Annotated in this window: 1 protein-coding gene; it reads right to left on the reverse strand. The window is 60.8% G+C overall.

The genetic code is table 11. From position 1 onward, the window contains the following. Positions 1-564: 564 nt before the first annotated feature. Positions 565-2136, reverse strand: coding sequence for a hypothetical protein (locus Q8P46_12005; protein MDP2620877.1), 1572 nt, complete (start codon positions 2134-2136; stop codon positions 565-567). Positions 2137-2502: the final 366 nt, after the last annotated feature.

Below are 2502 nucleotides of genomic sequence, written 5' to 3' on the forward strand. Positions count from 1 at the left end.
TTTTTGCAAAAAGTACAATGTCCTCTTCCTTTTTTGATCATCCCCGATTCCTGGCCACCCGAAAAATCTCAAAACTATTTCCTTGTTTTCGGCCACCTAGTGTGCTAATGTACACACACTAGAAATGACCGGTGATCGTAGCCGCCGTAGCGCTCGCCGTGGGATAGACTTCGGCCAGGCCACGCAATGCTTCCGCTCGCGACTGGGAAGCGCGTCAAAGCCTCACCGGGTGTGCCCCACGACCTCCATGGAATCTCGGCATATACGTTCAGCGGTTGGAAAGAGATCGTGCGCAAGCCATTACAGCGCAACCCAGCGAGGGAAGCGCCATAAGCCCCACGATCGCTGGACTGAGGGCCCTTCATTTCTTTTTTTGGAGAAGTGGGCGACAACGCAAACACGAGCGGCCGGGTTCACCACCCGCTGCCCTCTGTAGCCAAAAACTGCAAATGCGACAGCAGGTACTGTTCATACGCCCGTTTTCGCACGAGCAGTTCGCCCGCTCTTTACCAATAACCGTTCACTTCTTGGAAGGGGGCGAAGATTTGAACGGGGAGCGTGTGTTCAGGCGGCGAGCTTGGCCAACTGTTCGGCATTGGCTTGGTGGGCAGCTTGCAGCGCGGCGAGGATTTTCTGGCCACGTGCCGTGAGTTGGTAGCGATGCGTGTGGGGAACCTTGAGGATCAAGCCGTGAGCGCGGAGCATACGCAACTGCCGCGTGATTTTGGCCGACTGGCGGCGAGTTTCTTGGGGAGAGACCTGGCCGGGGCCGAACAAGAGCGGCCGCAGATCGCGGTTGCGGAAGCCCTGCAGCGTGAACTCGGGCCGATGGACTGCGGCCAGAAGTCCCGCGTCCAGGGGAGACCAAGGCTGCAAGGCCCGCACCCGTTTGCCATTCCACTGGGTGGGCCGGCAGATCGCTTCGGTCAGTTTCGCGAGCGGCTCAGTGGCCTCGACGTCCGCCAGGGCGTCGAGATACCGCTTGTTGGCGGCATCGCTCAGGTGAGCCCGCCGCCGGACATCGGCCACTCCTTTACGCAGCGATCGCCAGCAGCGCGTTCCGGCAGGGTCCCCTTCGGCGTGGCGGAAGACCTTCATGCCGCGGACGTCGTTGAGAGTGGTCTCCACGCGCAGCACCGAGCCCTGCTTGTCATACATCTTGATCCAGTTGCGGTCCAAGCGGTGCTTGATTCGCAAATGGTCAGCCCGCCGCGCGACGTCGCTGACCACGTCCCCGGCGAAGTTGCCGTTCACGCCGCCGTGGAGCGGCGTCTTCCGCCCCAGGAACCGCATCACCTCGGGGCTGGAGAAGTCGTGCAAGCCGCGCCGCAGCAGGTGGGGATAGAGCTCGGCCAAGTCGGCGGGCGAGCGGAACATGATATCGGTGGCCCATTCGCTCTGCTCCAACGACCAATAGTAAGCCACGGGCTCGCCGTGGTAGACGATCTGGCGATGGGTGGGATGGACCCGCTCCACGAGCTGGTTGAAGACCGCCTGCCAACGGGTTGCAAGTTGCGAGTTGCCGAGCTGTTGAGCCTGCCCGAGGTCGGCGACTTCAAGGAAACAGTTGTCGTACCGCCGATAGCCGATGCCGGCTGCGTCAAGCTGACGGGAGAGCCACTCGCGTCCATTGATGGCGACGTGCACGGTGAGCGGGAACCAGGTCTGCAAACGGACATGCATGAAGCCGAACTTCCGGTCCTGGAAATAGAAGTAATAGTGCAGGCATTTCTGGGGACGGCCGCGCAACTCCAGCAGCCGCGACTCCCGGTTGCGGTGGAGCTCGTACGAGAAGCACGGCTCGACGGCGCTGAACACGCACACCAGGCCTTCGCCAATGCCGTCGCGCTGGGCAATCTCGCGTGCCAGCTCTTCCTTCGAGATGGCCGAGCTGTTGAGATAGATGACTCGCCGGCCTTCGGCCCGGGCCAGCTGTTCCGCGGCGTCGCGAATCTGATCCGTGACCCCCTGGACATAGGTCTTGAAGTCCTTCAGAAAGACACCCAGGCACGACAGAAACGAACGCATACCGGCCGGGTACGCCAACCACCGCAGCGTGCCCCGAAATCGCAGCCGATCGAAACCGCTGAGCACTCCACGGATCTGGTCGGCGTGTTGTCGCAAAAAACGCTTCATGGCATTGCTCCTGGAACCAAGTGGCGAGGCGAATACAACCCGCCAATATACGGCCTGGAGCAATGCCTTACTTTCCCCTTTGGTTGCGGCCGAAGGCTGCGCTTTGGCAATTCGAACCGGTACACGCCGATGAACGAACTTAATCGGCGCCCGTTCGTGCTGCGCGCCGAGATAGAAACTGTGGCAATATGGACGTGCTGCGCAAAACCCCGGGGGAATCGACAACGCGAAGCGGCTTCAAAACCGTAGCTGAGTTCGCCAGTCCGACCTTAAGCCACAGCCGAGCCAAATGACATTTATCGAATCTCGCCTCGAATCACAGTGACGAGCGCAGTAACAGCCGCAGTGGCGAGAGCGGCCAATAGC

The sequence above is a fragment of the Hyphomicrobiales bacterium genome (genome assembly GCA_030688605.1).
Lineage (GTDB): Bacteria > Pseudomonadota > Alphaproteobacteria > Rhizobiales > NORP267 > JAUYJB01.